Source organism: Blastomonas aquatica (assembly GCF_014639875.1).
GTDB classification, from domain to species: domain Bacteria; phylum Pseudomonadota; class Alphaproteobacteria; order Sphingomonadales; family Sphingomonadaceae; genus Blastomonas; species Blastomonas aquatica.
The window spans coordinates 91,269-116,847 of the sequence record NZ_BMGD01000006.1; the positions used below are offsets into that span (position 1 = coordinate 91,269).

Below are 25,579 nucleotides of genomic sequence, written 5' to 3' on the forward strand. Positions count from 1 at the left end.
TGATCCGGCGAAAGCCGGGGCCCAGGAGCGGATACACTCCAGTCTCGCCTCTGGATTCCGGCTTGCGCCGGAAAACTGGTCAAGGCTCAATAATCCCTCGATATCCGCACATTGGCGCTTTGGCGACCGATCGTTGAGATCGATGACAGCAACGACAGCCAGCGAGTGATCTGAAACTCGATCTGGGTCGCCGAATAGCCGCGTCCGTCGGTGACGATTTCGACATAGGTGTTGCGGGTGATGTATTTTCCCGCCGCGATGCTGGTGCCCTGCCCGGTGGTCTGGTCGCCCGCGACGATCCGAAGCCGGTCGAGCCCGATCGCCCCGCGCAGCGCGTTGATCGGATCGAGCCCGCCGCCACCGCGCAGCGAGGCCAATGCGGCTGCGAGCTGCACCGCTTCGGGCGCCGAGATATCGGTGATCGATGAACCGAACAGCAACCGCGCCAGCAGTTCGTCCTCGGGCAAGGCAGGCGTGCTGGTAAAGCTGATCTCCGGTGCCAGACCGGTGCCGCGGACGTTGATCGTGGCATTGAGGTCGGGCAGGTTCGCCGATGCGGCGATATCGAGCGAGGGGTTGGGCGGTGATTCCCCGCGGAAATTGATCCGGCCGCGCGCCAGTTCGAACTCGCGTCCGGAAAACTCATACTCGCCGCGGATCAGATCAGCCTGCCCGGTGATGCGCGGGGCATTGACGGTGCCGGTAAGCGTGATATCAGCGCCCCACTCGCTGTTGAGCCCAAGCCCGGTCACGGTGAACTGGTTGGTGGCGCGCGCCTTGACATCATACTCCCAGATAGCGGGCCGTTCGCGACGCGGCGCTTCATCGGCGCGGCGGTTGATCTCGCGGATGTTGATGATCGGCAGCGCCTGCGCAGCGTTGAACTGCCCTAGGCGGAAGCGGCCACGGTTGAGCACGACATCGCCCCCCAGCGTTCCCGAGGTTCCGTTGGACGAAATGGTGAGCGGCCCAGTAACGGTCGCGCCAAAATCGTCGCGGTTGACCAGCAGCGCATTCCTGGCGGTTGCCCGCAGCTCGACCGCGACGCCTTGCGAGGGCGAGGCAAACAACCCGCCATAATCGACATAGCCCGATCCGCTCAGCGTACCGTTCGGCCCTGCCTTGCCACTGAAGCTCGAGAAGGTCAGCCGCGACCCGTTGAACTGGCCGCGCGAGGCGATGTCGGTAATGATCGTGCCCGAAAGCGCACTTTCCAGCCGCGCGGTCCGGGTGGCGAGAACGCCATTGATGCGCGGGTCGAGCAGGCTGCCGGAAAGATCTGCCGAGACGCCGACCTGACCGGTCACATCGAACGCCTCGACCCCCAACAACCGCCACAGCGAATCCGCCGGGCCATTGAACCGCAACTGCCCGGCAAGCGCGCCGCGTTGCAACCGCCCGAACAGGTCGAACCCGGCTGGCAGGCCGCTGATCCGCGCCTGCGCGCGCCCCACGGTCTTGTCCTGTTCTGCGATCACCGCGCGCATCGCAAGTGCATTGGCGGTCAGCGCCAGATTGGCCGAAATATCGACCGGCCGCGAGCTGACGATCAGCCCGGTACGCGTGAGATTGTCGAGCTTGAGACTGGCCTTGCCGGTTGGAACCCCGCCTTCTGCCTGGCGATAGCTGAGCGTGCCTGATGCGTTGCCGCCAAAGCCGAGTTCGCGCACCGCAATGTCGAACAGCGCCATCGGCACGGTGTTGAACTGCGCGGTGACATCGGTCAGCCCGCCACCAAAGCGCCCCTGTGCGCCAATCCGTCCGCGCCCGACGCGGAGCACTGCTGGCGCCAGACCCCATCCGCCATCGTCCAGCTTGCTTAGCCGGGCCGGTTGCACCAGCCGCAGCCGGCGGTTGCCATATTGGCCGTTGCCCGCAATCACGAGCGCGTCGCGGGCGACCTGGACGCTGGTCTGCAGATCGAAGGCGCTGCCCCGTCGGCCCGCGAGCGATGCCGTCACCCGGCCCTCGCCGTTGACCAGGTTCGCGTTTGCCGCCAGCCGGCCGACAAACAGCGGCCCCCGCCCGATACCCTGCGCACGGATGCTGCCGGCGATGGTGTTGCGGCCCTCGGCGAACAGAGCGTCGATTTCCACCGCACCCCGGTTGATGGTGATCGGCACCTCGCCATCGAACCGGGCATTGGCCAGATCGATCAGCGCCTTGACCCCCTGGCCCTCGGTGCGCGGATCGAGCGTGACATCGCCGGTGATGCCACCGCCTGAAACCGTCAGCGCACCCTCGATCCCGGCACGGGTGGCAAAGATATCGCCCGCAAACAGCGCGCGCGACACCGTGAAGCGCTCGATCTCGATCAGGGTGCGCCCGGCCTCGCGCGCATAAATGCGGCTCACGCCTTCGATCGGCCCCAACGTCGATTGACCAGTAACGTCGACCGAGAACCCGTCGGGCACGGTTCCCAGCGCCAGTCGAAGATCACGGACGCCCAATGCCGGTAGCGGATCGTCGAGCGTGAGCACCGCGCGGGTATCGCCGCGGACCGAATCCGCGCTGACGTCGAGCGGCCCGTAATCGCGGTGGCGACCGCTGGCGCGCAACACGATGCGGCCATCGCCCTCGAGCCGCCCGCCACCGATCAGCGCCAGCTTTTCTGCCGCCAGGCTGGCATCGCGCAGCACGAAGGGCTGGCCCGCGCCATAGCTGAACCTGGCTGCGAAGCGTGGGCTGGGCCCAATCAGCGTCACCACGGTCTCGTTGACGATGCTGCGCATCAGCACCCGGACATCGCCGAGCAGGTCCCAGCGCGCACCGCCCCCAAAAGCCAGCCGCAGATTGGCATCGATATCCGCACTGCCAACATTCTCGACCCCGAAGGCAGGCAAACGCACATCAGCGACGGCCAGATAGCGCCCGCGCTGGGCACTGCCCGACAGCTGGACCAACGCCGTGAACGCGCGGCTGGCGAGCCGGATCGGATCGCTGCTGAGCTGCCCGTCACGCATCCGCACTACGCCCTGTCCGGTCAGTCCGGTGGCCAAACGGTCCCCATAAGCATTGCCGGTAACGACGCGCGCGGCGCGGACATTGACCGGGATATTGAAGTCCGCGCCGGTGCGGGTGAGCGTCCCTTCCGCCAGCAGCCCATCGGCGCTGATCCCGGCCAGCGCCAGCCGGTCCGCGGTCAGCCTGTACGGCGCGGTCAGATCGGTGAAGCTGCCGTCGAGCGTGATCGCGCCGCGCAGGTTGCGCGCCTCCAGCCCCTCGGCGAGCAACTGGGGCCGGGTGAGCAAAGCCAGAATTTCAACGTTGTCGAAGCGGTTTGCGCCCAGATCGATTGCGCCCTTGGCATTCACCCTCCCCGCCGGCGCCGCCAACGCCAACGTGCCGGAGAGCACCCGCGCATCGAGGGTTCCACGCGCGCCCACGCCCACCGCCGGACCCAACGCCCGCGCCATGCTGGTACCGATCAGCGGCGCGGGGCGAATATAGCCGCCGATCCGGACATTGCCCTCGCGCTGGTTGATATCGAGCGCGGCGAGTTCACCCGGGCCTAAACTGGCTGCAAGCTTGCCCTGCCAGAAATCCCAGTCGCCGCGGCCCTTGATCGAGCCGGTCAGATCCTGGTTCAGCCCGGCGATCGCAGCAATCGCGCCGTCAACAAGCGCATTCACCTCAGCGTCGATCATCAACCGGTTCTGCACGGGCATCGCATCGATGGTCACCGCCAGCCGATCGGTGCCGTCGGCCAGCGCCGCGCGCGCATCGACCAGCACCCGGCCCGATCGGATATCGACCTTGCCCGCGATGTTGCCCACCCGGCGCGCCCCGGCGATCCCCTGACGGATCACGAAACCATCGGCCCGCAGCCGGTCGATGCGAATATCGAACGCAGGCAGCAGCGGGTCGTCGGGGTCGCCCGGGTTCAGTTCGGGCAGGCTGCGCAGTTCGCCGCGCCGGATCACCAGATCGCGGATATCGAGCCGGTTGCTCAGGAACTTGAACGGCCGCCAGTCGAGATCGACGCTTGAAGCGGTGAAGAACACGCGGCGCGTGTCATGGACCTCGACCCCGCGCAGCACCGCGCTGCCATAGATCGACCCATCGATCCGCGCTACGCGCAGCTTGAGACCCGATTTGAGCTGATATCCGGCAAGCTGATCGGCCAGGAAGCGGCGGCCTGGCCCGGTGTCCAGCGCCAGCACCAGCGCGCCGATCGCGACTGCCAGCGCCAGCAGCGCGAGCAAGAGACCCCTCACCCAGCGGACGGGCCTGCGCTGGACAACCGGAGCTGCCTCGTCAGCCGGCGGCACGGCGGCATCGTCCGGCGTGGTGATCGTCTCGTCGGCCATCAGAACGCCTGGCCCAACGAGATATACACCCCGATCCGGCTGTCTCCGGTCTGCCGATTGAGCGGGGTGGCAACATCGATCCGCAGCGGGCCGAAGCTGCTGTAATACCGCACGCCGACGCCTGCCCCATAGCGCATTCCGGTCAGGTCGGGCAGGCTGTCCGCATAAACATTGCCGGCATCGAAAAACGGGACGATCCCGAACGCGCCGAAGCGCACCCGGGCTTCGAGCGAAAATTCTGCCAGGCCGTTGCCGCCGATCGGATCGTCATTGCCGTCGCGTGGGCCGATCCGCTGGAAGCCATAGCCGCGCACCGATCCGCCGCCGCCTGCATAGAAACGGCGGGAAGGTGCGATTTCGAAGCGGTCTGCGCCCAGGGTACTGCCCAGCCGCACCCGGCCTGCCAGCACGATCCGTTCCGAGACCGGCTGGTAATAGCTGCCGTCGAGCTGGATCCGGGCATAAGCCTGGCTGCCCGATTGCAACGAAAATTCGGGCGATACCCGGCCGCCCAGCCGGAAACCGCTTTTGGGATCGAGCAGATCGTCACTGCCGTCATACATCAGCGATACGGGCGCAGCGGCGATGAAGAAGGTCCGCCGGGCACCGCCGTCGATCCGTCCGCGGCCATCGCGTTCATCGGTCAGAACGAGTTCGGCGCCCAGCGACCATGTCCATTTCTTCTGGAAGATCAGGTTGGTCTGCCGTTCAAGCGAGCCTGCCACCAGGAAGGTTCGCGCCTCGAAAGCATCGCGGTTGATGTTGCTGGCAAGCACCTGCGCGGTAAGCACCCTGTCGCGGGTCATGAAATTGTTGCGGCGATAAACCAGGTTGAGCAGCTGTTCCTGCGTGCCGCCCACCGCACGGGCGCGCACCGCGCCTTCGGGCGGGAAGAGATTGCGGTGCTCCCAGCTGACCTCGGCGCGAATACCCTCGCCGGTGCCATAGCCCAGCGCGCCGGCAACGGTGCGCAGCGGCGCGGCTGCGGTTTCGACCGCGATATCGACGGTGCCCGGCTCGGTGCCTTGTGGCGGGAGTGCTGCGACCGGGGTCAGCGTGACCGTGGAGACGAGTCCGGTGGCAAGGATCGCGCGGCGCAGATCGTCGACATCCGATGCCTGAAAGATATCGCCGTTGTCGAACCGCGCGATCCGCTGGAGATGGCGCGATCCAAACAGGCTGTCGTCGCCCACGACGATATCGCCAAAGCGATACTGCCCGCCCGGGGTCACCGGCACCGTCAGCGCTGCGCTGCGCAGTTCATGATCTATCAGCAGATCGGGCTCGCCGGTTTGGGCAAAGGCAAAGCCCGTCTCCAGCAGCCGGGTCAGTAGCGCCAGACGCCCGGCGACGATCTTGTCCGAATTCGCAGTGTCCCCCGCCGCCATCCCGAAGACCTCGCGCATTGCCGGCACATCGACCCCGACCGCATCCAGCCCGGCCAGATCGATCGAACTGAGCGTATAGACCGGTCCGGTGGTAATATCGAAGGTCAGCGCGACCCGTTCTTCTCCTTCGATCCGCGCGATCGAATTGCGCACGTCGCCGTCATAATAGCCATAGACGTGCAATATATTGTCCAGCAGTTCGCGGTCGTCGCGCGCGCGGCGGTTGACCTGCGCCAGATTGGCATCGTCATCCGAGAGCGTCTCGAGCGCCGAAAGCAACCGGAACCGATCGGTAAATGCACCCTGATCGAGCGCCTGCAGGTCGGCTGTCGGCTCAAAGTTGACCACGACCCTGTAGCGCACATCGCCATCGTCAATCTCGCGCAGGCTCCGGCGTTCGGCGCGGCGCTGTTGCCGTTCTGCCTGTCGCTCGGCCTGACGTTCTGCGCGCCGGGTGTCTGCCTCGACGTCGGTACTCTCCGACGCGGAGCCGGTCTCGCCGACCGGCACCGCCGCAACGAGGCCATCGCGAACATCGTCCGCGCCGGTTGCAACGCTGTCAGGGTTGGCACTGTCGGCAGCATCGGCCGACTGGGTATCGGCAGGCAGCGCGTCTTCGGTCGCGAATTCGCCCGGCCATGCAGGAACGTCATCGCCTTCGGGCCAGTCGACCTCCATCCCCGGCAACTGATCGAGCGGGGCAAGCGGATCGATGTCCAGGGGGTCTGCCATCTGCCGCATATCGACGGCATCAGGCGCGGTGAGCTGGGGTACTGGAGTTGCGGCTGGGGCGTCTGTTTCCTGCGCGCGCGCTTCACCCGCCGGTACCAGGCTTGCGGCCAGCAAAGCCAGTGTCCAGGCCGTTGCCAAGGGCGCGCGATCAGCCAGACTCATCAACCCATTGCCTTCAACGCGAACGGGTCCTGTGCCGCGGCCGCGCAAAACGTCTAGACGTCGCCTGCGTCGCGTTCAAGGTCGAAGGGGTGCCAGCCATCGGGCCCAAGCAGTTCAAGTGGCTGGTATTTCATCTTGTACTGCATGCGCGGCGAAGATTTTACCCAGTATCCCAGATACACATAGGGGAGCCGCGCCCGCGCCGCGCGCTGGATGTGGTCCATGATGATATAGTTGCCCAGACCCCGACGGGTGGGATGCTCGGGCTCGTAGAAGCTGTAGATCATCGACAGGCCATCGCCCTGCTGATCGGTGAGGCACGCGCCGACAAGCCTGCCCGCGCTGCCATCGGGATTGGGCTCGCGATATTCGATGACATAGCTGCGCACTGGCGAATGCTCGACCATGTCGGCATAGTCCATGTCGTCCATCTCGGACATTCCACCGCCGGGATGCCGGGCCTTGAGATACCGCTGAAGCAGGTCGTACTGCTCCTGCGTCGACCAAGGGCGGCAAGCCGAAACGATCAGGTCGCGGTTCCGTTTGATCAGCTTGCGCTGGCCTGGACTGGGGACGAACTGGTCTGCGACCACACGCACCGACACGCAGGCGCGGCAATCGAGGCAGCTGGGGCGATAGGCGACGTTCTGGCTGCGGCGAAATCCAATGCGGCTCAGCGCATCGTTGAGTTCGTCGGCATGCGGGCCGTTAAGTTCGGTGAAGACCTTGCGCTCGCTCTTGCCCGGCAGATACGGGCAAGGACCGGGATTGGTCACGAAGAATCGGGGAAAGCGGGCCGGTGCGCTCACGTGCAGGACGATCCTTTTATCTGGTGCCAATCATGCGGGAAACTGTCCCGGGCCGGTATGGTCGATAAGCCACAGCGCCGCCAAGGCTGTTAACCAACTTTCATGGTTAAGCAGCGCCAAGTCGAGTCAATTTGGCGGCAAACTGCGCCGCACTGTGGATAAAGGAAGGATTCATCGTGAATCTCGGCCTCCGGTAATCTACTGAGGCTTGCCGGGATGCGCCTAAGCCCTCCCCCTCGATGGGGGAGGGTTGGGTGGGGGTGATGTCTCCGGATTGTGGCGGAGGTTCCGGGCCGCACCGTCACCCTCACCGCTACGACTAAGGCAGCAAGCTGCCAAGCCTCTCCCATCAAGGGCGAGGCGAGCAGCAGCGAAGCTCCCGGGGGTTGACTCCCTCAGGCCACCTCGACCAGCCCGACGTCGTAGCCGCCCGCCTTGAGCGAGGTGATCAGCGCTTCGAGCTGGCCGCGGTCGCGGGCTTCGCATTCGATGTCGGTGATCAGGCCCTTGGCGGGCAGGTTGGTGAAGACGCGCTGGTGGTAAATCTCGATGATGTTGACCTGATGCGCGTCGAACTGGCGCATCACCTTGAACAGCGCGCCAGGGCGGTCCTGCAGCGCGATGCGCAAGCGCGCAAGACGCCCCGAGCGCGCCAGATCGCGCAGCAGCACGTTGGCGAGCAGCCGGGTGTCGATGTTGCCGCCGCACAGAACGACGCCCACGGTCTGTCCGGCAAAACGCTCGGGCTCGGCGAGCAATGCCGCAAGCCCAGCGGCGCCTGCGCCTTCGGCCACGGTCTTTTCGATCTGCAGCAAAAGGCTGACCGCGGTTTCAAGCTGGGGCTCGGTCACCAGCACGATGTCATCGGCAAGCGCGCGGACGATCTCGCGGGTGAAATTGCCAGGCTGCTTGACTGCGATGCCTTCGGCCAGCGTATCGCCTTCGCACGGGTAGTCGGTGCCCTTCACTGTGTTGTACATGCTGGGATAAAGCCGCGCCTGCACCCCGGTGAGCTTGATCCCCGGCTTGATCGCGCGCGCAGCCGTGCCCATTCCGGAGAACAGCCCGCCGCCGCCGATCGGGATCACGAAATGGTCGATCTCGGGCGCGTCCTCGAGCATCTCGATCGCGACCGTACCCTGCCCCGCCGCGATCACCGGATCATCGAACGGATGGACGAAGGTCAGCCCCTCGGTGATCTCCAACTCGCGGGCATGGGCATAGGCGTCATCATACTTCTCGCCGAACAGGATCACCTTGCCGCCGTTGGCCTCGGTCTGCTGGACCTTGATGGTGGGCGTGGTCTTGGGCATCACGATGGTGACCGGAACCCCCAACCGGGTGCCGTGCCAGGCCAGGCCCTGCGCATGGTTGCCCGCCGAGGCGGCGATCACGCCCTTGGCCCTGGCCTCGTCGCTCATCTGGCTGAGAAAATTGAGTGCTCCGCGTTCCTTGTAGGCTGCGGTGAACTGCAGGTTCTCGAACTTGAGATAGACCGTCGCCCCGGTAATCGCCGACAGGGTCTTGCTGACAAGCGTGGGCGTGCGGACGATCGATCCGGCGATGCGGGCGTGCGCAGCGCGGATGGTATCGAGGGTGAGCTGGTCGGAAAGGCTGGTCATGTCGGCTGCGGCACCTAACCGATATGGCGCGGATTGAAAACATCCGTTAAGGCACCGCCATGGCAAATATAGCATTTATCGGCATTGGTGTGATGGGGGGCCCCATGGCCCGGCATCTGGGCAACGACGGGCACTCTTTGGCGCTGTACAACCGCAGCCCGGCCAAGGCGCAAGGCTGGCTGGCAGCGCATCCGCATCTGGCCGAAAAGGTGCGTGTCGCCGCAACCCCTGCGGAAGCAGCCGAGGGCATGGACGTGGTGATCACCTGCGTCGGCAACGACGATGATCTGGCGCAGGTCGTGATGGGCCGCCAGGGCGCGTTCAACACGTTGAAGCGTGGCGCGGTCTTCATCGATCACACCACCGTGTCCGCCACCATCGCCCGCCAAATTTCGGTCGAAGGCCGCTCCAAGGGCATATTGTGTGTCGATGCGCCGGTCACCGGTGGACAAGCGGGTGCCGAGAACGGCACGCTCGCGATCATGTGCGGCGGCAAGGCAGACGCCATCGAGGCGGCAAGCCCGATCATCCAGAGCTATTCCTCGCGGATCGTCCATGTCGGTGGCCCGGGCGATGGCCAGACCACCAAGATGGTCAACCAGATCTGCATCGCAGGCGTGATCGGCGGCTTGAGCGAGGCGATGCGCTTTGCCCAGGCCAGCCGGCTCGATCTCGACAAGGTGTTCTCCGCGATCTCGGGCGGGGCCGCGCAAAGCTGGCAGATGGACAACCGCTGGAAGACGATGTCGCAAGACAGCTTCGATTTCGGCTTTGCCATTGACTGGATGCGCAAGGATCTGGGTCTGGCGCTCGATGAAGCCCGCGCCAACGGCTCGTCGCTCCCGGTGGCCGCGCTGCTCGACCAGTTCTTTGCCGAAGCGCAGCACCTCGGCGCAGGCCGCCAGGATACCAGTGCCCTCATCCGGAGACTTCCGCGCAAATGATCGCCAGAACTTTATCGCGCGGTTTCGCGCTTGCTGCCGCATTGCTTTCGAGCGCCGCAACCCCCGCTCTGGCCGATGGCCTGATCGACAACGTCAATGGCATGACGCTCGATGCCAAGGGCAAGGTCGTCAATTTCACCGGGCTGGTCATCGACAACGACGGCAAGGTCAAGACGCTGCTCGAACGTCGCGACAAACGCCCCGAGAAGCTTGATTACAAGCTGGACGGCGAAGGCCGAACACTGATGCCCGGCATCATCGATGCGCATGGCCATGTCATGGGGCTGGGCTTTTCACTGCTAACACTCGACCTCTCGGGCACGCGCACGCTCGAGGAGGCGCTTGGCCTGATCAAGGCCTATGCTGACGAGAACCCGTCACGCCCCTGGATTATAGGACGCGGCTGGAACCAGGAAAAATGGGGTCTCGGCCGCTTTCCGACAGCAGCCGATCTGGATGCGGTCGTGCCTGATCGACCGGTGTGGCTTGAACGGGTCGATGGACATGCCGGCTGGGCCAACACTGCTGCGATGCAGGCAGCCGGCGTCAAGCCCGATGCCAAGGATCCTCCCGGGGGCCGGATCGAGCGGATCGGCGGCAAGCCTGCGGGCGTGTTCGTCGATGCCGCCGAGAGCCTGGTTGCGAAATCGGTTCCGATGCCGCGCGCGGTTGACCGTGATGCCGCATTGATCGCCGCGCAGGACCATCTGTTGGCGCTCGGCATCACAGGGATTGCCGACATGGGCACCTCGATCGACGACTGGCAGGCCTATCGCCGCGCGGGCGACGAGCGACGTCTGTATGTTCGCATCATGGCCTATGCCGGCGGCATTGAATCGATGGTGGCGATTGCGGGCCCCCGCCCCACGCCATGGCTCTATGATGACCGTTTGCGGCTGAACGGGGTAAAGCTGTATCTCGATGGCGCATTGGGATCGCGCGGCGCAATGCTCAAGGCGGACTATGCCGACAAACCCGGCGAACGTGGCCTAGCTTTCGTCAACGATACCCAGTTGCTCAACATGATGAGCCGCGCGGCGATGGATGAGTTCCAGGTTGCAGCCCATGCCATTGGCGATGCCGCCAACGCGCAAGTGCTCTCGGCGATCGAGGAGCTGGCCAAGGACTATAAGGGCGACCGCCGCTGGCGGATCGAGCACGCGCAGATCATCGATCCGGTCGACATACCCCGCTTTGCCGAGAACGGCATCATTGCCTCGATGCAACCCGTGCACCAGATTTCGGACCGATTGATGGCCGAGGCGCGGTTGGGTACGGCACGCCTGGCCGGGGCGTATGCCTGGAAGACGCTGGTCGATGCCGAGGTTCCGCTGGCGTTCGGGTCCGACACTCCGGTTGAATCACCCGATCCGTTTGCCGGGCTGGCTGCCGCAATCACCCGCGAAGGTGCCGATGGTCAGCCTTTCGGTGGCTGGCAACCGCAAGAACGGCTCGGCAGGGTTCAGGCAATCGATGCCTTCACCCGCGGCGCTGCTTACGCAGGTTTTGCCGAGGATCGCTTCGGAACGCTCCAGCCCGGGATGCGCGCCGATTTCATCCTGCTGGATGTCGATCCGCTGCTGAGCAGTCCGGGTGACCTGCGGACCGCCAAAGTCGTGGAAACCTGGGTCGGCGGCGTGCGCCGGTATGAGGCGCGAAGGGGGCGCTAACGGCAAGTAAGAGAGGTTTGTTTACGTTTGCGAAAGCATTCGTTGCCCGCGTGCAACAGCTTGCGACAAAAGCTTTTTTGCGGCGGAGCGAGACGGCTTTGAGTCTTGCATGGTGGGAACTTTACTCGTAGTTGGGCATTGAGCGTCGGGAAGAGCTCGTAAAACACTCTTTTCGCAATGGGTTGCAATCCCTGTTTCCTCAATGGGTTAGGGAACTGAACTAAGACGTGACGGAGGCTATAATGAAGAATCGTATTGCTGCAGCTGCTCTTGCTGCACTCGCCATCGCCGCAACGCCGGTATTGGCACAGGCCAGCGCACAGCGCGTTTCGGCTTCCTCGACTGAGGAAAACGAAGCTGCTGGCGGCGCCGGAATCATCATCGGTATCGTTGCCGCTGCTGCCATCATCGGCGGCATCGTGATCGCTGCCGATCAGGACAGCGACACCCCGACCAGCCCCTGATTTCGATCAGACTGGTTGGATCGCACTGATCCAATGAATCAAGGAAACGGGGTCTTTTGGCCCCGTTTTTTTGTGCCTGTCGGCCTCTTGGTGGACGGTTTTTCAATCGCTTCGCAACCTCGGCACCACCAGCGCCGAAGCCTTGGCACGACCGGGGTTTTGCGGTGGCTGCTCACGCTTCCAAAAAAATCATACCGGCTGTCTTTTTTTCGGAACCATATTTGGCGATCTTGGTTTTTGATTCAGGACGACAGACCAAGCCCCCCTCGTAATGTCGTCCTCACAAACATGAGCCCGGGCGCGCGATCCTCCCCCCTTCTCATCGCGCCCGGGCTTATACCCCACCTTCACCGTTGGATGACGTCGCAATGATGCAGCTTGCATCGCCGGACTGACGCGGGCGCCCTTTTATCCCGACCATTTACGCCGCGCGCTGGACGCAGTCATCGGCGGGGGCTAACCCCGTTGAATGACCGCAACCCCTGCCTGGCCCCCGCGCTCCGCCCCACGCCTATTTGTCGATACGCCGCTGACCGACGGAATGTCGGTGCGGGTCGAGGGCAACCAGGCGCATTATTTGATCAACGTGATGCGGCTGGCCGAAGGCGCTGCCGTCAAGCTGTTCGACGATGTCAGCGGGGAGTATCTCGCAAAGGTCAGCGCACGCGGCAAACGCGACCTGACGCTGACCATCGAAAGCCTGCTACGGCCCCGCGACGTCGTTCCCGATTTCTGGCTGTGCGCAGCGCCGATCAAGAAGGCGCGGTTCGATTTCCTCGGCGAAAAGGCCTGCGAACTGGGCGTGGCGCGGTTCGTACCGGTGCTGACCGACCGTGCGGTGGTTGACAAGGTCAAGGACGACCGGTTGCGCGGCACGATGATCGAGGCCGCCGAGCAATGCGAGCGCACCGCGCTGCCGCAGATCGCAGCATTGACAAAGCTGGACGCTCTGCTCAAGACTTGGCCCGAAGGCCGCCACCTTTTCTTTGCCGATGAACGATTGCACGAATCAAGCGGTGCTACGCTGGCGCAGGCGCTCGTTCGCCACACCGGCCCGGCAGCGGTTCTGATCGGGCCCGAAGGCGGCTTCACCGACAGCGAGAATGCCGCGATCCGCGCACACCCTGCCGCGGTCCCGGTTTCGCTCGGTCCACGCATCCTGCGTGCCGAGACCGCCGCAATCGCAGCGACAGCCGTGTGGATGGCGGCACAGGGCGATTGGGCCGCTTGAAAGCAGCGCTATCGCCCCCATTACACAATTAGGGCTGGCTTGGGTTGCAACGCGCAACTAAAGCGAGCGACGATAACAGATCCAGGGTTCAGGGCGCATCGATGAGCACACGTACTTCCACCGGCCAGGACGAGCCCGTGATCACCTCCATCGCACAGCTCGCAGAGCCGATGCGCGAGGGTGAAAAGCCCAAGGCCGACTGGCGGATCGGCACCGAGCATGAGAAGTTCGTGTTCTGCCGCAACGATCACCATGCCCCCAGCTATGACGAACCCGGCGGCATCCACGACCTTTTGATGTCGATGACGGAATTCGGCTGGGAGCCCGTCGAAGAGCGCACCGCTGCTGGTGGCACCAACGTCATCGCGATGCGCGGCCCCGATGGCACCGTCAGCCTAGAGCCCGCAGGCCAACTCGAACTGTCGGGTGCGCCGCTCGAAAACCTGCACCAGACCTGCGCCGAGACCGGGCGCCACCTCGCCCAGGTCAAGGCCGTGGGCGAGAAGACCAACACCGGGTTCCTCGGAATGGGGATGTGGCCCGACAAGACCCGCGCCGAGCTGCCGATCATGCCCAAGGGCCGCTATGGCATCATGCTGAACCACATGCCGCGCGTCGGCTCGATGGGTCTCGACATGATGCTGCGTACCTGCACCATCCAGGTGAACCTTGATTATGCAAGCGAGGCCGACATGGCCAAGAAGTTCCGCGTCGGCCTCGCGCTGCAGCCGCTGGCGACCGCCTTGTTCGCCAACTCGCCGTTCACTGAGGGCAAGCCCAACGGCATGCTCTCCTACCGCAGTCATATCTGGTCGGACACCGACCCCGCGCGCACCGGCATGCTGCCGTTCGTGTTCGAGGACGGCTTCGGCTATGAACGCTATGTCGAATACATGCTCGACGTACCGATGTACTTCGTCTTCCGCGACGGACTCTACATCGATGCCGCCGGCCAAAGCTTCCGCGATTTCCTGAACGGCAAGCTCCCCGCGCTGCCTGGCGAATATCCGACGCAGAGCGACTGGACCGACCACCTCTCGACCGCCTTCCCCGAGGTTCGGCTCAAGAGCTTCCTCGAGATGCGCGGCGCCGATGGCGGACCGTGGAGCAAGATCTGCGCGCTGCCGGCTTTGTGGGTCGGCCTGCTCTACGACCAGACCGCGCTCGATGCGGCATGGGATGTGGTCAAGGGCTGGACCATAGATGAGCGCCAGACGTTGCGCGATTCGGTGCCCAAGATGGGCCTCAATGCACCGATCGCAGGCGGCGGCAAATTGCTCGACATCGCCGCCGAAGTGCTCGACATCGCTACCTCAGGCCTCGCCGCCCGCGCCCGCACCAACTCGAGCGGCGACAACGAAACCGGCTTCCTTGAACCGCTGCGCGACACCGTCGCCCGCGGCCGCACGCCGGCCGAAGACCTGCTCGCCAAATACCATGGCGAATGGGGCGGCGATCTGAGCCGGATCTATGACGAGATGCAGTTTTGATTTTTTACCATCGCCCGTGACCCCTTCCCCTCGCCTTTGACCTCTCCCCCTCTCCCTTGATGGGAGAGGGTTGCAAAGCCTTGATGAGCGAAGCGAGTTTAGGCGAAGCTGGGTGAGGGTGACGCGCGGACTCGTTTCAGCATTCCCTTCACCGTCACCCCCGCGAACGCGGGGGTCCCGCTATTGCTTGAACGTTGAAGAAGCGGGATTCCCGCCTTCGCGGGAATGACGGAGGGTGGTGTAACTCACACCTGTGCCACCTGTCCCTGCCTTGCCCGCGCCGGGTGCCGCGCCGCCAGCAGAAGGTACCAGCCGATCAACACCGTGTTGGGCAGAACATTGCGCCAGAAGCCGGTCGCGATGGAAAGGCCGCTATCGACGATATACCAGAGCAGCAGCGCGACCGTGATCCCGCGCCACAGCGCCAGTGACTGCGCGTCGGGCACCTCGCTCGTCCCGCGCACCACCGCCAGCACCGTCGCGCCCCAGCCGAGGGTCACCGCACCCATCAGCGCCAGAGAAAAGCGAAAGGCGGGGTCCCAGGTGATCGGCCCCGGACCAGCGAGGATCGCGAAGAGCCCGCTCACCCCCGCGCTGGTTACCTCGAAAGCGCCGCCGATGAGTACCAGCCCGAAGATCATCACCGCGCCGCACCAAATCTGCATCTGCGCCTGCCATTTGCTGTTCATGCCTGCGTCTCCCGTCTGGATTGAATGACCTTGGGTATGTCGCGATCAGCGGCAGAACAATTACGCCACAGGTCATCGCGCTGCATCCTTATGCGGCCGATCTGCGTAACCTCGTCCATATGCGTATTCCCAACATCATCGGTCTGGCCCGGCGGCTGATCTGGCTCGCCATCTTTGTGTTCGCACTGCTGGTGCTGTTCGCCTGGCTGAGGCCTGGACGCGAGGACATGCCATGGACGCCGTTGAGCCTGAGCGACCCCATCGGCATGTCCACCGGGCGCAAGGTCGCGCGGCTGACCGGCGATCGTGATGGTTGTATCGCACTGCTCGAGACATCAGGGCTGGAATTCGATGCATTGGAACCGCGGGGCAGCGACCAGTGCCGGGTCGAGGATGCAATTCGGCTGGATGGCACGCAGGACCTGCTGGCGATGACCCCGCGCTCGGTCGCGCCCTCGTGCCCGGTGATGATCGGCATGCTGATCTGGCAGAACCAGGTCGTGCAAGCGCAGGCGCAGGAGATCTTCGGCCAGCGGGTGGCGCGGATCGAGACCTTTGGCAGCTTCTCGTGCCGCCGCATGTATGGTCGGAGCGAAGGCGCGTGGAGCGAGCATGCCCGTGCCAATGCGATCGATATCGGCGCATTCGTACTGGCCGACGGGACGCGGATATCGGTGCTGGGCGATTGGCCGGGCGAAGGCGACAAAGCGATGTTCTTGCGCGAGGTGCGCGATGGTGCGTGCGATCTGTTCTCGACCGTGCTGTCGCCGGAGTATAATGCGGCCCACGCCGACCATTTCCACTTCGACATGGCTGATCGCGGCGAAATGGGGTGGCGGGCCTGCCGATAGAGCTTTTTCGAGTTGACCGTTTTCCGGTCAACGGCTCGGAAAACGCGGCAACAAAAACCCCGTTACTCGCGCCCGGCGCGGATCGCGGCACCTGCGGCGATCGGACAGATCACGGTGAGCAACAGACTGGCCGCGCCCAGCAGCATCAACCCGTTCTGGCTGCCGGGCGCAAGACTGCCCGCCCCGAAGATCAGCAGCGGCACCGCCAGCGGCAGCAGGAGCAATCCGCCCAGCGCCGCACCATGGCGCAAGCCGGCGGTAAGCGAGGCGATCATCACGCCCAAGGCAGCGAGCGCCGGTGTCGCGAAAGCAAGGCCGATCTCGACGATCATCAACTGCTCGGATGTCTGCCCCAGCAACCCTGCCGAGATCACCGCCGCGAGCATCAGCGGCGGGCCGAAGCTGAGCCAGTGGCCGATGGTCTTGGCGAGCGCGATCAGCTCTTCGGATATCCCGCGCACGACATACTGGTCGATCATCCCCTGATCGACATCGGCCTGCACCAGCCGGTCGATCGGCAGGATGCTCGCAAGCAACGCCGCAACCCAGATCACCCCGCCGCCGGTACGGCCCAGCAACTGCGCGTCGGGACCGACCGCAAACGGATAGATCGTCGCCACCGCGAGGAAGAAGATGATCGGCATGATGAAGCCGGAAGACCCGCGCGCGCCGCCGCCCAGACCAAAGGCCAGCATCAGCTCGCGCCGAATCAGCGTCAGCAGGGCTGCGATCATTCGGCGTCTTCCAGCATTTCTTTGCCGACGAAATCGGCGAGCGCCAGCACCTTTGCGCCGTGCATCGGCAGCGGCTGGTGCGAGGCGGCGAGCACGATGCCCCCGCCTGCCCGGTGATCTGCGATCATTGCACCTAGCCGCTCGATCGATGCGGTATCGAGACCGTTGGCGGGCTCATCGAGCAGCCACACCGCCGCGCGCGAAAGCTGAATCCGCGCCAGCAACGCGCGCTTGCGCTGCCCGGTCGATAGAAACCGCACCGGCACATCGGCGAGATGCGCGAGATCTACGGCTGCAAGTGCCCGGGTGATGTCGGCAAGCGCGGTGCCATCAATATGCGCCCAATGCGCCAACGCGCGCGCTAACGGCTGGCCCTGATCGAGCGCAACACGTTCGTCAGCCAGCGCCATGCGGCCTTTGACTTCGACCGTCCCTGCATATGCCGATAATAGCCCGCCGAGCACACGGATCAGGCTGGACTTGCCCATGCCGTTGGGCCCGGTGACATGCAACGCCTCGCCGGGATTCAATGCGAACGACACCCCGGCAAACAGCATCCGGCCGCCGCGCACGCAGGCAAGGCCGGTGCATTCCAGCGCCGCTTCGCCATCAAAATCCTTGGTTTGTGCAGCATCTTGCGCCATCTGCTCCCGGATGGCGCATTTGCCGCCCGCTGCCAAGAGGAGACCTTCATGGTAACCAAACTCACCGATATCGAGCGCACCACCGCCTTGTCCGCGCTGACCGAATGGAACCACGAGCCGCTCCGCGACGGGATCACCCGCACGTTCAGCTTCACCGATTTCGTCGAGGCGTTCGGCTTCATGACGCGGGTCGCGATTCTTGCCGAGAAAGCCGATCATCACCCTGAATGGTCGAATGTCTACAACCGCGTCGAAATCCTGCTCACCACGCACGATGCCGGTGGGCTTTCGCAGCGCGATATCGACCTGGCGACCGAGATCGACGCGCTGATCTGACCCCTTCGGCGGCCATTGTGCAGGCCGCCTGCTCTCTATACGATGCCTGCCAGACCGACCCTGCATGAACGGGGCGGCGAGGCATTCTGGAGAGCAAGCTTATGGCAGACGACACCCCGAATCTGGTCGATGAGGCCGCGCAGTCGACGACCGCGCTGGGGCCATTGATGGGGCTGGCAAGAGAGGACTTTGTCGGAGCGATCGGGCTGTTGCTCCGCGAAACCGCGAGCGATCCGGCCCGCACCATGCGCCACGCCCAGATGTTCTCGGAAGACGTCGTCAAGATCATGATGGGCCAGTCGCAGCTGTCGCCTGATCCCAAGGACAAGCGCTTCATGGACCCGGCCTGGCAGTTCAACCCGTTCTTCAAGGCTGGCGCGCAATATTACCTGGCCGTGCAAAAGGGCATGAAGACCTGGATCGACGAGCTCGAGCTCGACGCTCTCGAGCGTGACCGCGCCAACTTCATCTCGGCGATCATCATCGATGCGCTGGCGCCGACCAACACCCTTATGGGCAATCCGATGGCGCAAAAGCGGATCGTCGATTCAGGCGGCCTGTCGCTGCTCAAGGGGCTGAAAAACGCCTATAACGACATGGTCTATAACGACGGCATGGTCAGCCAGGTCGACAAGAAGCCGTTCACGCTGGGCGAGAACGTCGCGACGTCGAAGGGCAATGTCGTCTATCGCGACGAGATCATGGAGCTGGTGCATTATGCGCCGACGACCGACGAGGTCCACGCGATCCCGCAGCTGACCATCCCGCCGCAGATCAACAAGATGTACATCAACGATCTGTCGCCAGAAAAATCGGTGGTCAAGTGGCAGCTCGACAACGGCATCCAGACCTTCGTCATCTCGTGGCGCAACCCGCAAAAGGAGCATGGGGCTTGGGCGATGGCGGATTACATCGCCGCCTGTACCCGCGCGATCGACGTGGTGTGCGAGATCACGGGTTCGAAGAAGGTCAATGTTTCGGGTGGCTGCTCGGGCGGGCAGACGCTGGCGATGCTGCTCTCCAAGCTCAAGGCATCGGGCGATGACCGCATCGGCGCGGTGACATTGATGGTGTGCGTGCTCCACCCCAAGCAGACCGATATCGAGGCCGGATCGCTGATGAGCGACAACGGCCTGGCGCTCGCCAAGCAGCGCGCGGCGAAAAAGGGCGTGATCAAGGGCAGTGATCTTTCGCGCGGCTTTGCCTGGCTGCGCCCCAACGACCTGATCTGGAACTATGTCATCAACAACTATCTGATGGGCGAGGACCCGCCGGCGTTCGACGTGTTGTTCTGGAATGCGGATGCCACCAACCTATCGGCGAGCCTGATGGGCGACTTCCTGACGATCTTCGAGACGCTCGCCTTCACCAAGCACGGCGAGGTCGAGATGGTCGATCACAAGATCGATCTGTCGAAGGTGACCAACGACCTGTTCATCCTGGGCGGGGTGACCGATCACATCACCCCATGGCGCGCGTGCTATCGCTCGACGCAATTGTTCGGATCGAAGAACGTCGATTTCGTGCTCTCGCAATCGGGGCATATGCAGGCGATCCTCAACCCGCCGACCAACCCCAAGGCCAAGTATTTCCGCATGAAGGGCAATACCCCGACCAAGGCAGGCAAGACCCCTGCGGACGTCGATGCGTGGCTGGCCAAGGCCGAGGAGGTCAAGGGCAGCTGGTGGCCGTATTGGATGGAATGGCTGCAGGCGCGCTCGGGCGACAAGATGGCTGCGCCTTCAAGCACCGGCAGCAAGAAAAACCGCGCGCTGGAACCTGCGCCGGGTCTGTATGTACTGGAATGAAGCATGCAAATAAAATCCTCTCCCGGAACGGGAAGGTGGCATGATGTAGCTATGACGGAGGGGAAGCGGTACGATGTGCTTTTTCAGGCGCCGTACAAGGGCGCTTTGCCTCCGCCGTGTCACGGCCCCCCTCCCCGGATCGGGTAGGATTTGAGTACAATACCATCCAACCGACAGGAATTCCCTTTTGGCCAGCAAACCCAAGCCAACCGCCGCTAGCGGCCCCGAGATCACCATGGAGGTGGCCGATGGCCGCACCCTGCGCGTGGCTCGGTGGCGCTTTGACGAAGGGCTGACCAAGCCGCCATTGCTGTTCTTCAACGGCATCGGGGCGAACATGGAAGCGGTCGCGCCGTTTGCCGAGATGATGGAGGAGCGGCCGTTCATTACCTTCGACATGCCCGGTGTCGGCGGATCGCCAGATCCCAAGGTACCCTATAACGCCTTCCTGATGGCGCGCTGCGCGTGGCTGCTGCTTCAGCAGTTCGAGATCAAGACGGTCGATGTGATGGGGGTCAGCTGGGGCGGCGCGATGGCGCAGCACTTTGCCCTGCAGCACCCGGGCAGTGTCAACCGGCTTGTGCTCGCCGCGACGACCGCAGGTATGCTGATGGTTCCCGGCAATATCGCCGCGCTCAGCAAGATGGCCGACCCGCGCCGCTATATCGACCCCAGCTATATGGAAAAGCATTTCGCGACGCTCTACGGCGGTTCGACCGACGGCGCGACCGGCCACACCGGCCGCATCACCCCGCCCTCCAAGATGGGCTATTTCTATCAGCTGCTCGCGATGATCGGCTGGACCAGCGCACCATTCCTGCCGTTCATGAACAAGCCGACATTGATCCTGATGGGCGGCGACGATCAGATCGTGCCTCCGATCAACGGCCAGATCCTCAAGACGCTGATCCGCAATTCGGAGCTCAAGATCATCGACGATGGCGGGCATCTGTTCATGCTCAGCCATCTGGAGGAAAGCCTGGACGCGATCCGCGAACATCTGGATGCGGTGGAAGCGTAAACACAAATTCGTTTTCCGGCGAAAGCCGGAATCCAGAGGCGACTACAACGCAATCTGACCCCTGGATTCCGGCTTTCGCCGGAGAACAGGTTGTGAGTGCATGAGCCTCAGCCCGCCTTCACCCGCTGCCGGTATGCATGCAGCAAAGGCTCGGTATAGCCGCTGGGCTGGTCGATCCCCTTGAACACCAGATCGCGCGCAGCCTGGAACGCGAGTGAGCCCTCGGGATCGCTCGCCATCGGGTGATACAGCGGGTCACCAGCGTTCTGCGCATCGACCTTGGCCGCCATCCGCAGCAATGCCGCATCGACTTCCTCTACGGTGCACACCCCGTGGAGCAGCCAGTTGGCCAGAGCCTGGCTGGCGATGCGCAACGTGGCGCGGTCTTCCATCAGGCCGATGTCGTGGATGTCGGGTACCTTGGAGCAGCCAATGCCCTGATCGATCCAGCGCACGACATAGCCCAGAATCCCCTGCGCGTTGTTGTCGAGCTCGGCGCGGATGTCTTCGGGCGACCAGTTCTGCCCGGCGGCGAGCGGGATGCTCAGCAGCGGATCAAGGTTCGGCACCGGCTGGGTGGCGATCTCGGCGCGGCGGGCAAAGACATCGACCTTGTGGTAATGCATCGCGTGCAGCGTCGCGGCGGTGGGCGATGGCACCCAGGCGGTGTTCGCGCCGGTCAGCGGATGGCCGATCTTCTGTTCCATCATGTCGGCCATCATGTCGGGCGCGGCCCACATGCCCTTGCCGATCTGCGCCTTGCCATCGAGCCCGCATTGGAGCCCGATACCAACGTTACGCGCCTCGTAGGACTTGATCCAGTCCGAGGTCTTCATGTCGCCCTTGCGGACCATCGCGCCTGCCTGCATCGAGGTGTGGATCTCGTCGCCGGTGCGATCGAGGAAGCCGGTGTTGATGAACACGATCCGGTTCCGCACCGCATGGATGCACGCGGCCAGGTTGGCCGATGTCCGCCGCTCCTCGTCCATCACGCCGACCTTGATGGTGTAGCGCGCAAGGCCCAGCATGTCCTCGACCGCATCGAACAGGTCGTTGGTGAATGCGCACTCTTCGGGCCCGTGCATCTTGGGCTTGACGATGTAGATCGATCCAGCGCGGCTGTTGCGGTACCGGCCCAGCCCCTTGATATCGTGGCAGCCGATCGCGCTGGTGAACACCGCATCGAGAATGCCTTCGGGCGCTTCTGACCCATCGGCGAGCAGCACTGCGGGATTGGTCATCAGATGCCCGACATTGCGCACGAACAGCACGCTGCGGCCCGGCAAAGTGAGCGCAGTGCCATCGGGCGCGGTGTAGTCACGATCCGGCTCAAGCGCGCGGGTCATCGTCTTGCCGCCCTTGGGGAAGCTGGCTTCGAGGTCGCCACGCATCAGCCCCAGCCAGTTGGTGTAGGCGTTGGTCTTGTCCTCGGCATCGACCGCGGCGACCGAATCTTCCATGTCCACAATCGTGGTAAGTGCCGCCTCGAGCAGAACATCGGCGATCCCGGCCGGATCGTCCTTGCCGATCGGGCTGGCGGGATTGATGACGATCTCGATGTGCAGCCCGTTGTGGCGCAGCAGCAGGTTGGCGCCATTGGTGCCGACAATCTGTGCGGGATCGGCAAGCGCAGGCGCCCCGCCGGTAAAGTCCGCCCAGCTGCCGTCCGCGAGCGGCACCGCGTCATCCAGAAACGCCTTGGCCGCCTTGACCACCGCAGCGCCGCGCACCGCGTCATAGCCGCCGGGCTGCGCGGGCGCGGCATCGAGCGCGTCGGTACCGTAATATGCGTCGTACAGGCTCCCCCAGCGCGCGTTGGCGGCGTTGAGCACGAACCTGTCGTTGAGCGAAGGCACAACCAGCTGGGGACCTGCCATCGTCGCGATCTCGGGATCGACGTCCTGGGTGCCGATGCTGAACGGCTGCGGCTCGGTCACCAGATAACCGATGTCGTACAGGAAGGTGCGATACTCCATCGCGTTCATCGGCTGGCCCTTGCGCACCCGGTGCCAGTCATCGATCTTGGCCTGCAGGTCCTCGCGCTTGGCGAGCATCTGGCGGTTAACCGGCGCAAATCGATCGAGCAGCGCGGCGAAATCCGCCCAGAAGCGGTCGGCGTCGAGCGCAAGCGGGGCCAGCACCGACTCAGTGACAAAGCCGTGCAGCGCGGAATCGATGCTGATGCCGTTGGTCTGGATATAGTCGCTCATTCCCGGTCCTCTTTGCTTGATACGAACCCCCCGCGCGCAGCGCGCAGGGAAATTCAGAGTATTTCCGGGGAGGAATGAAGCACCGGCTATGGCAAGGCAAGGCGCCAAAGTAAATCCGCTTTGCCCACAACGGGTGGCGGCATGCGACCAACCGGGCTATGGCATGGCGGATGACGACGAGCCTTGCCAGCCTCACCGCATCCGAACGCGATGTCCTCGATACGATCGACCAGTCCGCAATGCTGAGCCAGGTCGAGTTATGGGCGGCGATCAACAGCGGATCGGGCAATCTCGACGGATTGGCGCGGACCGCCACGCTGCTTGCCGAAGCCTTTGCGGCACTCCCCGGCGACGTGCGGCTGGTCGATCCTGCGCCGGTCGATGCAGTGCGGACCGATGGCAGCATCGATGCGATCAAGCGCGGACAGCATCTTGTGGTCAGCGTTCGCCCCGATGCACCGCTGCGGCTGCTGCTCACCGGGCATATGGATACGGTGTTTCCCGTCGATACCGCCTTCCAGACCCTGACCTGGCTCGAACCCGGCGTGCTGAACGGCCCCGGCGTTGCCGACATGAAGGGCGGGATTGCGGTGATGCTGGCGGCGCTGCGCGCGGTCGAGACATCGCCGCTCGCAGCGTTAATCGGCTATGACGTGATGATCAATAGCGACGAGGAGGTCGGATCGGGATCGTCCGCCGCGCTGATCGCGGAACTGGCCAGAGGCAAAGTCGCCGCGCTGACCTATGAGCCCGCGCTTCCAGATGGCACGCTGGCGGGCGAGCGCGGCGGATCGGGCAATTTCTCGGTCATCGTCACCGGCCGCTCGGCGCATGCCGGGCGAAACCCTCAGGACGGGCGCAACGCGCTGGTCGCCGCCGCTGATCTGGCAGTGCGGCTAAAGGCACTGACCCGCGATGGACTGTCGGTCAATCCGGCTAAGATAGATGGCGGCAGCGCCAACAACATCGTGCCCGATCACGCAATTCTACGCGTCAACTTCCGCCCGCAAAGCCTTGAGATGCAGGCGTTTGCCGATGCCGAGTTACAACGGCTGTGTGATGTCGTCGCCCGCGAGCACGATGTTTCGCTGCACCGTCACGGCAGCTTTGGTCGCCCACCCAAGCCGATCGACACCGGTGCGCACAAATTGTTCGGGCTGGTCAAGGCCTGCGGCGCAGCATTGGGGCTCGAGATCAGCTGGCGCGGCACCGGCGGGGTGTGCGATGGCAACAACATCGCGGCCTGCGGCATTCCGGTGGTCGATACCATGGGGGTACGCGGCGGCGCGATCCACAGCACAGACGAATTCCTGATCACCGACAGCTTGGCCGAACGTGCGCAGCTCTCGGCGCTCACCATATTGCGGCTGGCCGAAAAGAGGGGTTTATGAGCTTTGTCATCCGGGCGGCGAAACCCGACGATCTGCAGCCGATCTATGAGATGGCCAAGCTCACCGGGGGTGGATTCACCAATCTGCCAGCCGACCGCACGTCGCTCGAATCGAAGATTGTCCGTTCGACCGAGGCCTTTGCGCGTACCGAGGACAGCCTACAGGACGAACTGTTCGTGCTGGTGCTCGAGAATACCGAGACGCGAGAAATCCGCGGCACCTGCCAATTGCTCACCCGGGTCGGTCAGAAATGGCCGTTCTATTCCTATCGCCTCAGCACGCTGACCCAGCACAGCTCCGAGCTTGGCCAGACATTCCGCGCTGAAATCCTGAGCCTGGTGACCGATCTGGAAGGATCGTGTGAAGTTGGCGGGCTGTTCCTCCATCCCGGCGAGCGCGCCGGAGGGCTGGGCCTGCTGCTTGCACGCAGCCGCTATCTGTTCATCGCGATGCACCGTGCACGGTTCACCGACCGGATCATCGCCGAACTGCGCGGGGTGATCGACGAGGCAGGCGATTCGCCGTTCTGGGACAGCATCGCTGGGCGCTTCTTCGGGATGAGCTTCGATGAGGCCGACACCTTCAATGCGCTGCGCGGCAACCAGTTCATCGCCGATCTGATGCCCAAGCATCCGGTGTATGTCGCGATGCTTTCCGATGCCGCGCGGCATGTGCTGGGACGCCCCAATGTCAGCGGCAGAGCGGCGATGCGAATGCTGGAAAACGAAGGCTTCGGGTACGAGAACTACGTCGATATCTTCGATGGCGGCCCGACGATGACCGCGCGTACCAACCAGGTCCACACCATCCGCAACTCGCGCGATGCGGTGCTGGGCGGAACGACTGACGGCGGAACGCTCTCGCTGGTGGCGACAGGCCGGCTGGCGGACTTCCGCTGCGCGTACGGACATGTGGGGGATGAGGGCGACACAATAGCGCTCGACGCCAAGGCTGTGGGGCTGTTGGGTGTACAATCGGGCAATGCGGTTCGTTGGATTGCGCGGTGATTTCTCCCTCTCCCTCGATGGGAGAGGGTTGCGCAGACTTATGAGCGCAGCGAATTAGTCGGAGCT

At 64.0% G+C, this 25,579-nt stretch carries 19 protein-coding genes; 11 read left to right on the forward strand and 8 right to left on the reverse strand.

What is annotated here, in order from left to right:
* Positions 1–86: 86 nt before the first annotated feature.
* The 4 genes from IEW00_RS15405 to IEW00_RS15420 all read right to left on the reverse strand — a co-directional run bounded on the left by IEW00_RS15405 (position 87) and on the right by IEW00_RS15420 (position 9,023).
* Positions 87–4,310 carry a translocation/assembly module TamB domain-containing protein gene (locus tag IEW00_RS15405; RefSeq protein ID WP_188515315.1) on the reverse strand — a complete coding sequence of 1,408 codons (4,224 nt, stop codon included), beginning with the start codon at positions 4,308–4,310 and terminating at the stop codon, positions 87–89.
* Positions 4,310–6,592 carry an autotransporter assembly complex protein TamA gene (locus IEW00_RS15410; RefSeq protein ID WP_188515316.1) on the reverse strand — a complete coding sequence of 761 codons (2,283 nt, stop codon included), beginning with the start codon at positions 6,590–6,592 and terminating at the stop codon, positions 4,310–4,312. Before IEW00_RS15410 ends, IEW00_RS15405 begins: the two co-directional genes overlap by 1 nt.
* 53 nt (positions 6,593–6,645) lie before the next feature.
* A complete protein-coding gene (locus tag IEW00_RS15415; RefSeq protein WP_188515317.1) occupies positions 6,646–7,401 on the reverse strand; it encodes an arginyltransferase in 756 nt (251 codons plus the stop codon).
* Between the two features lie 395 nt (positions 7,402–7,796).
* Positions 7,797–9,023, reverse strand: coding sequence for a threonine ammonia-lyase (locus IEW00_RS15420; protein ID WP_188515318.1), 1,227 nt, complete (start codon positions 9,021–9,023; stop codon positions 7,797–7,799).
* Between the two features lie 59 nt (positions 9,024–9,082).
* On the opposite strand from IEW00_RS15420, the gene IEW00_RS15425 reads away from it, so the two are divergent.
* The 5 genes from IEW00_RS15425 to IEW00_RS15445 all read left to right on the forward strand — a co-directional run bounded on the left by IEW00_RS15425 (position 9,083) and on the right by IEW00_RS15445 (position 14,822).
* A complete protein-coding gene (locus tag IEW00_RS15425) occupies positions 9,083–9,967 on the forward strand; it encodes an NAD(P)-dependent oxidoreductase (protein ID WP_188515319.1) in 885 nt (294 codons plus the stop codon).
* The gene (locus tag IEW00_RS15430; RefSeq protein WP_188515320.1) at positions 9,964–11,637 is read left to right on the forward strand and encodes an amidohydrolase; all 1,674 of its coding nucleotides are present in this window, start codon (positions 9,964–9,966) and stop codon (positions 11,635–11,637) included. Before IEW00_RS15425 ends, IEW00_RS15430 begins: the two co-directional genes overlap by 4 nt.
* 242 nt (positions 11,638–11,879) lie before the next feature.
* Positions 11,880–12,101, forward strand: a complete 222-nt coding sequence (locus tag IEW00_RS15435; RefSeq protein WP_188515321.1) for a hypothetical protein — start codon at positions 11,880–11,882, stop codon at positions 12,099–12,101.
* 469 nt (positions 12,102–12,570) lie between these two features.
* Positions 12,571–13,332, forward strand: a complete 762-nt coding sequence (locus tag IEW00_RS15440) for a 16S rRNA (uracil(1498)-N(3))-methyltransferase (protein WP_188515322.1) — start codon at positions 12,571–12,573, stop codon at positions 13,330–13,332.
* A 101-nt stretch (positions 13,333–13,433) separates the two neighbouring features.
* Positions 13,434–14,822 carry a glutamate--cysteine ligase gene (locus IEW00_RS15445; protein WP_188515323.1) on the forward strand — a complete coding sequence of 463 codons (1,389 nt, stop codon included), beginning with the start codon at positions 13,434–13,436 and terminating at the stop codon, positions 14,820–14,822.
* 245 nt (positions 14,823–15,067) lie between these two features.
* Here the strand turns inward: IEW00_RS15445 and IEW00_RS15450 are convergent, their stop codons facing one another.
* Positions 15,068–15,511 carry a hypothetical protein gene (locus IEW00_RS15450; RefSeq protein ID WP_188515324.1) on the reverse strand — a complete coding sequence of 148 codons (444 nt, stop codon included), beginning with the start codon at positions 15,509–15,511 and terminating at the stop codon, positions 15,068–15,070.
* Between the two features lie 119 nt (positions 15,512–15,630).
* Between IEW00_RS15450 and IEW00_RS15455 the strand changes: the two genes are divergently transcribed.
* The gene (locus IEW00_RS15455) at positions 15,631–16,362 is read left to right on the forward strand and encodes an extensin-like domain-containing protein (protein WP_188515482.1); all 732 of its coding nucleotides are present in this window, start codon (positions 15,631–15,633) and stop codon (positions 16,360–16,362) included.
* A gap of 62 nt (positions 16,363–16,424) precedes the next feature.
* Here the strand turns inward: IEW00_RS15455 and IEW00_RS15460 are convergent, their stop codons facing one another.
* Positions 16,425–17,096, reverse strand: a complete 672-nt coding sequence (locus tag IEW00_RS15460) for a heme exporter protein CcmB (RefSeq protein ID WP_188515325.1) — start codon at positions 17,094–17,096, stop codon at positions 16,425–16,427.
* On the reverse strand, positions 17,093–17,740 hold the full coding sequence (gene ccmA / locus IEW00_RS15465) for a heme ABC exporter ATP-binding protein CcmA (RefSeq protein WP_188515326.1): 648 nt from the start codon (positions 17,738–17,740) through the stop codon (positions 17,093–17,095). The genes IEW00_RS15460 and ccmA overlap by 4 nt, the downstream gene beginning before the upstream one ends.
* A 48-nt stretch (positions 17,741–17,788) precedes the next feature.
* On the opposite strand from ccmA, the gene IEW00_RS15470 reads away from it, so the two are divergent.
* From IEW00_RS15470 to IEW00_RS15480, 3 genes are all read left to right on the forward strand, one after another.
* Positions 17,789–18,076, forward strand: a complete 288-nt coding sequence (locus tag IEW00_RS15470) for a 4a-hydroxytetrahydrobiopterin dehydratase (protein ID WP_188515327.1) — start codon at positions 17,789–17,791, stop codon at positions 18,074–18,076.
* A gap of 101 nt (positions 18,077–18,177) precedes the next feature.
* Positions 18,178–19,884, forward strand: coding sequence for a PHA/PHB synthase family protein (locus IEW00_RS15475; protein ID WP_188515328.1), 1,707 nt, complete (start codon positions 18,178–18,180; stop codon positions 19,882–19,884).
* 187 nt (positions 19,885–20,071) lie between these two features.
* The gene (locus IEW00_RS15480; protein ID WP_188515329.1) at positions 20,072–20,905 is read left to right on the forward strand and encodes an alpha/beta fold hydrolase; all 834 of its coding nucleotides are present in this window, start codon (positions 20,072–20,074) and stop codon (positions 20,903–20,905) included.
* Positions 20,906–21,012: 107 nt separating this feature from the next.
* On the opposite strand, the gene IEW00_RS15485 is transcribed toward IEW00_RS15480, so the two are convergent.
* On the reverse strand, positions 21,013–23,115 hold the full coding sequence (locus IEW00_RS15485) for a malate synthase G (protein ID WP_188515330.1): 2,103 nt from the start codon (positions 23,113–23,115) through the stop codon (positions 21,013–21,015).
* Positions 23,116–23,285: 170 nt separating this feature from the next.
* Between IEW00_RS15485 and IEW00_RS15490 the strand changes: the two genes are divergently transcribed.
* Positions 23,286–24,506 carry a hydrolase gene (locus tag IEW00_RS15490; protein WP_229737082.1) on the forward strand — a complete coding sequence of 407 codons (1,221 nt, stop codon included), beginning with the start codon at positions 23,286–23,288 and terminating at the stop codon, positions 24,504–24,506.
* Positions 24,503–25,513, forward strand: a complete 1,011-nt coding sequence (astA, locus tag IEW00_RS15495; RefSeq protein WP_188515332.1) for an arginine N-succinyltransferase — start codon at positions 24,503–24,505, stop codon at positions 25,511–25,513. Before IEW00_RS15490 ends, astA begins: the two co-directional genes overlap by 4 nt.
* Positions 25,514–25,579 lie beyond the last annotated feature (66 nt).

Excerpts from the sequence above, each read along its gene's own strand:
- IEW00_RS15405 (WP_188515315.1), bottom strand. The coding sequence starts at position 4,310 with ATGGCCGACGAGACGATCACCACGCCGGACGATGCCGCCGTGCCGCCG.
- IEW00_RS15410 (WP_188515316.1), bottom strand. The coding sequence starts at position 6,592 with ATGAGTCTGGCTGATCGCGCGCCCTTGGCAACGGCCTGGACACTGGCT.
- IEW00_RS15420 (WP_188515318.1), bottom strand. The coding sequence starts at position 9,023 with ATGACCAGCCTTTCCGACCAGCTCACCCTCGATACCATCCGCGCTGCG.
- IEW00_RS15425 (WP_188515319.1), top strand. The coding sequence starts at position 9,083 with ATGGCAAATATAGCATTTATCGGCATTGGTGTGATGGGGGGCCCCATG.
- IEW00_RS15430 (WP_188515320.1), top strand. The coding sequence starts at position 9,964 with ATGATCGCCAGAACTTTATCGCGCGGTTTCGCGCTTGCTGCCGCATTG.
- IEW00_RS15435 (WP_188515321.1), top strand. The coding sequence starts at position 11,880 with ATGAAGAATCGTATTGCTGCAGCTGCTCTTGCTGCACTCGCCATCGCC.
- IEW00_RS15440 (WP_188515322.1), top strand. The coding sequence starts at position 12,571 with ATGACCGCAACCCCTGCCTGGCCCCCGCGCTCCGCCCCACGCCTATTT.
- IEW00_RS15445 (WP_188515323.1), top strand. The coding sequence starts at position 13,434 with ATGAGCACACGTACTTCCACCGGCCAGGACGAGCCCGTGATCACCTCC.
- IEW00_RS15450 (WP_188515324.1), bottom strand. The coding sequence starts at position 15,511 with ATGAACAGCAAATGGCAGGCGCAGATGCAGATTTGGTGCGGCGCGGTG.
- IEW00_RS15455 (WP_188515482.1), top strand. The coding sequence starts at position 15,631 with ATGCGTATTCCCAACATCATCGGTCTGGCCCGGCGGCTGATCTGGCTC.
- IEW00_RS15460 (WP_188515325.1), bottom strand. The coding sequence starts at position 17,096 with ATGATCGCAGCCCTGCTGACGCTGATTCGGCGCGAGCTGATGCTGGCC.
- ccmA (WP_188515326.1), bottom strand. The coding sequence starts at position 17,740 with ATGGCGCAAGATGCTGCACAAACCAAGGATTTTGATGGCGAAGCGGCG.
- IEW00_RS15470 (WP_188515327.1), top strand. The coding sequence starts at position 17,789 with ATGGTAACCAAACTCACCGATATCGAGCGCACCACCGCCTTGTCCGCG.
- IEW00_RS15475 (WP_188515328.1), top strand. The coding sequence starts at position 18,178 with ATGGCAGACGACACCCCGAATCTGGTCGATGAGGCCGCGCAGTCGACG.
- IEW00_RS15485 (WP_188515330.1), bottom strand. The coding sequence starts at position 23,115 with ATGAGCGACTATATCCAGACCAACGGCATCAGCATCGATTCCGCGCTG.
- IEW00_RS15490 (WP_229737082.1), top strand. The coding sequence starts at position 23,286 with ATGACGACGAGCCTTGCCAGCCTCACCGCATCCGAACGCGATGTCCTC.
- astA (WP_188515332.1), top strand. The coding sequence starts at position 24,503 with ATGAGCTTTGTCATCCGGGCGGCGAAACCCGACGATCTGCAGCCGATC.